The 8051-nt window shown below is 69.1% G+C and carries 7 protein-coding genes and 1 tRNA gene; 4 read left to right on the forward strand and 4 right to left on the reverse strand.

Going from position 1 to position 8051, the window contains the following annotated elements:
• Positions 1-35 precede the first annotated feature (35 nt).
• Both ACFC3F_RS14670 and ACFC3F_RS14675 read left to right on the forward strand, forming a co-directional pair.
• Positions 36-770: a FadR/GntR family transcriptional regulator gene (locus tag ACFC3F_RS14670; protein WP_376131330.1), complete on the forward strand. Its 735-nt coding sequence runs from the start codon at positions 36-38 to the stop codon at positions 768-770.
• Between the two features lie 10 nt (positions 771-780).
• Positions 781-2088: an alpha-hydroxy-acid oxidizing protein gene (locus tag ACFC3F_RS14675; RefSeq protein WP_376131333.1), complete on the forward strand. Its 1308-nt coding sequence runs from the start codon at positions 781-783 to the stop codon at positions 2086-2088.
• A gap of 550 nt (positions 2089-2638) precedes the next feature.
• Here the strand turns inward: ACFC3F_RS14675 and ACFC3F_RS14680 are convergent.
• From ACFC3F_RS14680 to ACFC3F_RS14695, 4 genes are all read right to left on the reverse strand, one after another.
• The gene (locus ACFC3F_RS14680; RefSeq protein ID WP_376131336.1) at positions 2639-3400 is read right to left on the reverse strand and encodes an HAD-IIB family hydrolase; all 762 of its coding nucleotides are present in this window, start codon (positions 3398-3400) and stop codon (positions 2639-2641) included.
• A gap of 20 nt (positions 3401-3420) precedes the next feature.
• Positions 3421-3497 (reverse strand) — tRNA-Pro (locus ACFC3F_RS14685).
• A gap of 60 nt (positions 3498-3557) precedes the next feature.
• The gene (locus ACFC3F_RS14690) at positions 3558-4487 is read right to left on the reverse strand and encodes a metallophosphoesterase (protein ID WP_376131348.1); all 930 of its coding nucleotides are present in this window, start codon (positions 4485-4487) and stop codon (positions 3558-3560) included.
• Positions 4487-7201 (reverse strand): transglycosylase domain-containing protein, encoded by a 2715-nt coding sequence (locus ACFC3F_RS14695; RefSeq protein WP_376131339.1) that lies wholly within the window; start codon positions 7199-7201, stop codon positions 4487-4489. The genes ACFC3F_RS14690 and ACFC3F_RS14695 overlap by 1 nt, the downstream gene beginning before the upstream one ends.
• A gap of 107 nt (positions 7202-7308) precedes the next feature.
• Here ACFC3F_RS14695 and ACFC3F_RS14700 point away from each other — a divergent pair, with 107 nt between their 5' ends.
• On the forward strand, positions 7309-7524 hold the full coding sequence (locus ACFC3F_RS14700) for a hypothetical protein (RefSeq protein ID WP_376131342.1): 216 nt from the start codon (positions 7309-7311) through the stop codon (positions 7522-7524).
• A gap of 2 nt (positions 7525-7526) precedes the next feature.
• Positions 7527-7994, forward strand: coding sequence for a RidA family protein (locus ACFC3F_RS14705; RefSeq protein WP_376131345.1), 468 nt, complete (start codon positions 7527-7529; stop codon positions 7992-7994).
• Positions 7995-8051 lie beyond the last annotated feature (57 nt).

An 8051-nucleotide genomic window follows, 5' to 3' on the forward strand; every position in this document is an offset into this window, starting at 1 on the left:
AGCGTGGTCAGACCACAAACGCAACGGAGCTCCGCATGTCCTCGTCCCCGACCACGCCGGCACTTCCCGCCGCACGCGCGTGGCGGCTCGTTCTCGAGACGATCGAGTCCGATCTGCTCGAGGGCCGTCTGCATCCGGGGGATCGTCTTCCGCCCGAGCGCGAGCTCGCGGCATCCCTCGGAGTCGGTCGATCGAGCGTCCGTGAGGCGCTGCGCGTGCTCGAGGTGATGGGACTCCTGCGCACGGCGAGGGGCTCGGGGCCGACGGCCGGTGCCATCATCACGGCGACGCCGAAGGGCGGCATGTCGGTGCTGCTGCGCCTGCAGGTCGCGGCGCACGGATTTCCGCTCGATGACGTCGTCGCGACGCGTCTCGTGCTCGAGGCCGCCGTCGTCGAGGCGCTCGCGTCCGCTCCCGATCGCTCGCTCGCCGAGGCGCACGAGATCCTCGACGCGATGGAGTCCGCGGATCTGACCCCGGCCGAGTTCCTCGCGCTCGACGCTCAACTGCACCTCGCGCTCGCCGAGGCCTCGGGCAATCAGGTCATCGCCGCCACGATGGCGGGGCTGCGCACCGCGATCGAATCGTACGTGCAGCAAGGCGCCGAGCAGATCCTCGACTGGGATGCCACGGCGGCGCGCCTGCGCGACGAGCATCGGGCCATCCTCACCGCTGTCGATGCCGGGGATGCCCCGCTCGCGCGAACACTCGTCCACGACCACATCACCGGTTACTACGCTCACGCGGGCTTGGCCCGCACGAGCCCCTGAAAGGCGCACCATGGTGAAACGCCAGCTTCCGCGGCCCAGCGAGCTGCTCGAGCTCATGCAGTTCAAAAAGCCCGAGCTCGACGGACGCAAGCGCCGGCTCGACGCCGCGCTCACGATCGCCGATCTGCGCACGATCGCCAAGCGCCGCACGCCGAAGGCCGCCTTCGACTACACCGACGGCGCGGCAGAGGGGGAGTTCTCGCTCTCACGGGCACGGCAGGCGTTCGAGGACGTCGAGTTCCACCCCGACATCCTGCGCCCCGCCGCCGAGGTCGACATGTCGACCGAGATCCTCGGCGGTCCCTCGGCGCTGCCCTTCGGCATCGCGCCGACCGGCTTCACCCGCCTCATGCAGACCGAGGGCGAGACGGCCGGAGCGGGGGCGGCCGGGGCCGCCGGCATCCCGTTCACGCTGTCGACCCTCGGCACGACGTCGATCGAAGACGTCGCCAAGGCGAATCCCCACGGTCGCAACTGGTTCCAGCTGTACGTCATGCGCGATCGCGAGATCTCGTACGGTCTCGTGCGCCGCGCCGCCGAGGCCGGGTTCGACACGCTGCAGTTCACCGTCGACACCCCCGTCGCGGGTGCTCGTCTGCGGGACAAGCGCAACGGCTTCTCGATCCCGCCGCAGCTCACGATCGGCACGATCATCAACGCCATCCCGCGTCCGTGGTGGTGGATCGACTTCCTCACGACGCCGAAGCTCGAGTTCGCGTCTCTGTCGACGACGGGCGGAACGGTCGGCGAACTGCTCGATGCCGCCATGGACCCGACGATCAGCTACGACGACCTCGCGGTCATCCGCGACCTCTGGCCCGGAAAGATCGTGATCAAGGGCGTGCAGAACGTCGAGGACTCGAAGCGACTCATCGACGCCGGCGTCGACGGGATCATCCTCTCCAACCACGGCGGGCGCCAGCTGGACCGGGCTCCCGTGCCGTTCCACCTGCTGCCCGAGGTCGTGCGCGAAGTCGGCGCCGACGCGACCGTCATGATCGACACGGGCATCATGAACGGCGCCGACATCGTCGCCGCGATCGCGATGGGCGCGAAGTTCACGCTCATCGGCCGCGCGTATCTGTACGGGCTCATGGCGGGCGGACGCGCGGGCGTCGACCGGACGATCGCGATCCTGCGCGACGAGATCGAGCGCACGATGAAGCTCTTGGGCGTCTCGTCGCTCGCCGAGCTCGAGCCGCGGCACGTGACGCAGCTCACGCGGCTGCTGCCGCTGGCCGGCGGTCCCGCGGCAGCCGAGGCCGGGGGCGCACCGCGTGTGCGCGCCGCCTCGCACGAGGCCAAGACCCCGGCCTGACGCTCGCAGGCGGGGACGCCGATGTTGATGCGTCGCGCTGCGCCGGCGTAGCTCGGGTCGCGTTACCCGGCGTAGTTCGGGTCGCGCTCCCGAAATCTGCGCGCGCTACCGATGTGGCGGGTCGCGCCGCCGCGCAGAGTTCGGGTCGCGCTACCGAATCCTGCGTACGCTCCCGATGTGGTGGGTCGCGCTACCGAAACCTGCGTGCGCTCCCGATGCGGTGGGTTGCACTGCGCGGCAGAGTTCGGGTCGCGCTACCGAAACCTGCGCGCGCTACCGATGTGGTGGGTCGCGCTGCGCGGCAGAGTTCGGGTCGCGCTACCGAATCCTGCGTACGCTCCCGATCTGAGTGGTCGCGCTACCGAAACCTGCGCGCGCTACCGAGAGAACGATCGCGGCGGCAGGTTTTGGTAGCGCGACGGTGGCAGGGGAGCGCGACGGTCGCGGGGTAGCGCGACGGTGGCGGGGTAGCGCGACGGTGGTGGGCAGCGCGCGGCTGAGTGGGCAGCGCGCTGCTGACGCGCCGCGCGCGCGAGAAGTGAGCGGCGCGTCAGCGCGGGGGCAGTGTGGGGATCAGCTCGTCGAGCAGCGCCGCGGTGTCTTCCCAGCCCTCGACGGCGCGGCACTCGACGCCCATTGCGAGGACGGGGTAGTCGTTGCCGTCGGGGTCCAGGCGATCGCCGACGAAGAGCATGTCCTCGAGCGGGATGCCGGTCTGCTCGGCCAGCTGCCGCATGCCATAGGCCTTGTCGATCCCGCGATGCGTGATGTCGACCGACGTCGAACCGCCCGAGCGCACTTCGAGATCGGACAGGCGCTCGGCGACGGCGGCGCGCAGCGTGTTCTTCTTCTCGCCGGTCGGATCCCATGCCGTCTTGGCCTCGAGGGGAGCGCGCTGCCCGAGCGCCGAGAACGTGATCTGCGATCCGCGGTCTTCGAGGATGTCTCCCCAGGGGTCGGGTTCCCACAGGCCCAGGCGGCGTGCTTCGGATTCGACCGCGGCGAGTGCGCGGGTCTTCTCGTCGTCGGTCAGCGCGTGGGCGTAGACCGTCACGACGCCCTCCGGCGCGAGCCGGTAGTACTGCGTGCCGCACGTGGGCAGCAGGTGGAAGGCGTCGAGGCAGCGATTCGCGGCATCCGGCAGTCGATCGATGACCTGGGCCGTGAACTGGGCGAGCTGGCCACCCGAGATGATCGCCACCTCGACGCGCTCGGCGAGAGCGACGAGCAGGTCGCCGATGCGCGGATCGATCGCGCTCTTGGACGGTGCGAGGGTGTCATCGAGGTCGAAGGCGACGAGACGGACGGTCACTGCATCCTCCGAGAAAGATCTGGTCGGGGTGACAGGATTTGAACCTGCGGCCTCTTCGTCCCGAACGAAGCGCGCTACCAAGCTGCGCCACACCCCGTCGCCGCTCGCACGGCAACCCCACGAGTCTACCCGATCGGCGAGAGTGCTTCGAACGCCGTCAGCCGCGCGGCAGAAGCGTGAGCAGCGACGCTTCGGGACGGCACGCGAATCGCACGGGAGCGTAGATCGAATGCCCCAGGCCCGCGCTCACGTTGAGGGGAACGACGCGTCCGTCGTGCGCCCAGGCACTGAGCCCGCGCGCCTGATCGAGGGGGATGTCGCAGTTGGCGACGAGGGCGCCGACTCCGGGCAACCGCACCTGCCCGCCGTGCGTGTGCCCCGCGAAGAGCATGTCGGCACCGAGATCGGTGAACGCGTCGAGCACGCGGCGATAGGGAGCGTGCGTCACGCCGATCGTGAGATCGGCCGTGCCGTCCGCGCGCAGTTCGTCGAGGCGTGGAGGCAGGGCGCCGAGCCGGTCCCAGGAGCGGTGGGCATCACGCACGCCGAAGGCGTCGATGCGCAGATCGCCGGCATGCAGAGATCCGGCGTCGTTGTTCAGGTCGAGCCAGCCGAGGTCGTCGCGCAGATAGGCATCGAGCGCCGCGGTGTCGAGGTCGACCTCGGTGCGCGTGATCTTCGAGGGGCCGCTGAAGTACTTGAACGGGTTGCGCGGGCTCGGCGCCGTGTGGTCGTTCGAGCCGTGCACGAAGACACCCGGCACGCCGCGGAGCGGGTCATAGGCACGGCGGATGCCGCGCAGCCCGTCGGCGTGCCCGAGGTTGTCGCCCGTGTCGACGACGAGATGGGGTTCGAGCTCGGCGAGCCGGGCGATCCACTGCTGCTTGCGATGCTGCCAGGGCGCCATGTGGGCGTCCGAGATGTGCAGGATGCGAAGGGGTGCGGCATCCGGCGGAAGCAGCCGCAGTTCGTGGGTGCGCAGCGTGAACAGGTACCGCTCGATGCCGATGCCCCACACTGCGGCTCCGGCGCCGAGCGCCCCCACGATCCCGAGGGTCGCGAGAGCGCTCGAGCGGGCCGAGCCGATCAGCACTTGCGGGCGGCGTAGTTCACGGAGACGGCCGAGTTGCGGTTCAGGACGGTGCCGGCGGCGGGGTCGGTGGCCGTCACGCGTCGTCCGTCGCCGTCGATGTCGCCGTTCTCGGTGCACGTGCCGTCGGAGACGTTGCCGAAGCCCGCATCACGCAGTCTTCCCTTGGCTTCGTTCAGTGATGCTCCGCTGACGTCGGGCACGGCGACACCCTGCCCGTTGCTGGGTCGGATCGTGACCGTCGTGCCGGCGGGTACCCGGCCTGCACCGGGGTCCTGCTGGGCGACGGTGCCTGATGCCTCGGTGCCGTCGACGGGGTCGCCGACGTTGACCGAGAAGCCTGCTCCTTCGAGCTCGGCGCGGGCCTGATCGACCGACATGCCCACGACGTTCGGGAGGTCGCGCAGCACCTGGCGCGTCAGCTCGCCGTATTCACGCGAGAACTGGTCGCCGCCGTAGAGCTGGTTGGCAGCGAACTGGGTCTGCCGCGCCAGGGGGTAGCGCATGTCGGACAGGCGGTAGCCGTTGGCGTACTTGCGGAAGATGTCGCCAAGGCCGTCGCTGTTGCCGACCCACGCCGCCGTCGAGACGCGCGTCGAGGACTCGACCATCCAGGACTGGACTTCTTGGTGCGTACCGGTCTTGCCGAGCACGGGGGCGTTGCGCGGGTTCGCGCCCGAGCCCGTGCCGCCGTTCATGACGCCAGCGAGGGCAAGGGCCGCGGTCGAGGCGACCGCCGGCTCGAGCACGGTCGTGCACGTGCGCTCGGGGATCGGCAGTTCGACGCCGTCGAAGTCGACGACGCGGTCGATGACCTTGGGCTGGCAGTAGACGCCGTTGTTGGCGACCGTGCCGTACGCACCGGCCATCGCGACGGGCGAGATGTTGTCGTCGCCGATGACCTTGTTGGCGCCCGACATCGTGATCGGTTGCCCGTTACCGGTCTGCACGCCCATCTTGGTCGCGATCTTGGCGATGTCGCACAGGTCGAGCTGCTCGGCCATCGCGAGGTAGCCGGAGTTGAGCGACGTCGACGTGAACCGCATCGGCGTGCCGACCCAGCCGCCGGCATTGCCGAAGTTGCCGATCTTGTGGCGCTCCATGTTGACCCAGTCGCCTGTGCACGAGTTCGTCATGCGCGGGAAGACGCGGTTGACGCCGTTGATCGTCTCGTTGACCGACTTGCCCGCCTCGAGCCAGCCGAGGAGCGTGAAGATCTTGAACGTCGACCCCGCGTTGAAGCCGCCGGACTTGCCGGTCACGTGGTCGCCGGCGTACACGAGCGACGAGAAGTTCGGGTCACCCACGACGTTGGCCGCCTCGCTGAACACCGTGTTCTGGGCGATCGAGAGGATGCGGCCGGTCGTGTTGTCGATGCTGACGGTCGATGAGCCCAGCATTCCGGTCTGGGGGTTGACCCAGCCCTCGACCGAGCTCGGCACGATCTCACGCATCGTCTGCTCCGCGGCGGCTTGCATGCGCGGGTCCATCGTGATGTAGACCTTGAGGCCACCGCGCTGCAGCGTGCGCATGCGGTCGTCGGGGGTCTCGCCGAACGCTTCGTCGGCGAGAATCGTGTTCTTGACGTACTGGCAGAAGTACGCGGCGCCGCCAGCCGCGGCGCATCCGATCGTCGGTTCGTGGATGTTCGGCGTGATCGGCTCGATGACGGCGGCGACATAGTCGTCGTACGTGATCTTGCCGTCGCCGAGCAGGCGGCTGAGCACGTACAGCTGGCGGCCCTTCGTCGCGCTGTAGGGGTCGGCCGCCGCGACGTACTGCTCTTCGGTGATCGTGCCGTCGTTGAGGAGGGCCTTGAGTGGGCCGAACTGCCCCTCGTCGATGTCGTCGATGATGCCGTCGGCCGCCTTGTTGTAAGCGTTGCCGTCGCGGTCGAAGATCGATCCGGCGGGCCTGTCGATGCGGTACGTGTTGGGGTTCTGCACGATGCCGGCGAGCGTCGCCGACTGTGACACGTTGAGGTCAGCTGCCGAGACGCCGAAGTAGAAGCGCGCGGCGGCGTCGATGCCGTAGGTGGTGCCGCCGAAGTTGGCGATGTTGAGGTAGCCGAGCAGGATGTCGTTCTTGGAGTACTTCTGCTCGAGCGAGATGGCGTAGCGCATCTCCTGCAGCTTGCGCTGGATGCCCTCGGCTCCCTGTGCCGTCGTGGCATCCGTCCAGCAGTCCGTGAGCACTTCTTCGCGAGACTTCTCTTCGGTCGCGGTGGCGTTGGCCTCGCAGCGCTGCACGAGCACGTTCTTGACGTACTGCTGGCTGATCGACGAGCCGCCCTGCGTCTCGCCGCCGCCCTGCACGTTCGACAGCACGGCGCGCGTCGTGCCGATGAGGTCCACACCGCCGTGCTGGTAGTAGCGCGGGTCTTCCGACGAGAGGATCGCGTCGTAGAAGACGGTCGCGACCTCGTTGAACTCGACGGGGGAGCGGTTCTGGTCGTAGAACTTCGCGAACTCCTGCTCCTCGCCCGTCTCGGGGTTGGTGACGATGAGCGTCGAGGGGAGCATGAGCTTCTCGATGTCCAGAACGCTCGGCAGGTTGTCGAACATGTCGAGCGCACTCGATGCCGCAGCGCCGCTGACGGCGATGGCCGGGGTGACGGTGGCGGTCACGAGAAGGCCCGCGACAGCGCTCAGACCGACCAGACCCGCGAGGCCGCCGAGCACACCGGTGGCCGTTCGTTTCGTTCCAGGCATAGGGTTGATCGTAAGGGAGCTACCTGAGGTTTCCCCCGACGGCGCGTGCGCTTTTGCCGCTGCGATCCGGTCTTCCACCGCTGTTCTTCTGCCATCGAGGAGTCCGTATGACGACGTGGGAGTACCTCACGACGCCCCTGCTCATCCACAACACCGCTGCGATCCTCAACAACTGGGGCAAGCAGGGCTGGGAGCTCGTGCAGGTCGTGCCGGGTCCCGAGGGCGGTCTCGTCGCCTACTTCAAGCGTCCCACCGGCGGCGGCGCCGCCAATGCGGGACTGGATGCCGCGGCCGCCGCCGCGACGCAGTTCGAGGGAGCCTGACCATGACTGTTTCCACCCGACTCACCGAGCTCGGCATCGACCTGCCCGAGGTCGTCCCGCCCGTCGCGGCGTACGTCCCCGCCAAGGCGCACGGCGACCTCGTCTACACGGCCGGTCAGCTGCCGATCGTCGCGGGGTCGCTGCTGGCGACCGGCAAGGTCGGAGAGGGTGCCGGCCTGGTGGCGGCATCCGATGCTCAGGGCTACGCGCGTCAGTGCGCGCTCAACGCGATCGCGGCGGCCGCGGCCGCCGTCGGCGGCGTCGACCGCCTCTCGGGCGTCGTCAAGGTGACCGGCTTCGTCGCCTCGGTGCCCGAGTTCACCGGCCAGCCCGGCGTCATCAACGGCGCGAGCGAGCTGCTCGCCGAGGTCTTCGGTGACACGGGCGCTCACGCCCGCTCGGCCGTCGGCGTGTCGGCCCTGCCGCTGGACGCTCCCGTCGAGGTCGAGGTCGTCTTCTCCGTCGCCTGACCCCCTGACCCTCTGACCGCGAGACTGCAACGGGGCGCCGAAACCGCGGGGTTACCC

It is taken from the genome of Microbacterium sp. NPDC055910 (assembly GCF_042271185.1).
Taxonomy (GTDB): domain Bacteria; phylum Actinomycetota; class Actinomycetes; order Actinomycetales; family Microbacteriaceae; genus Microbacterium.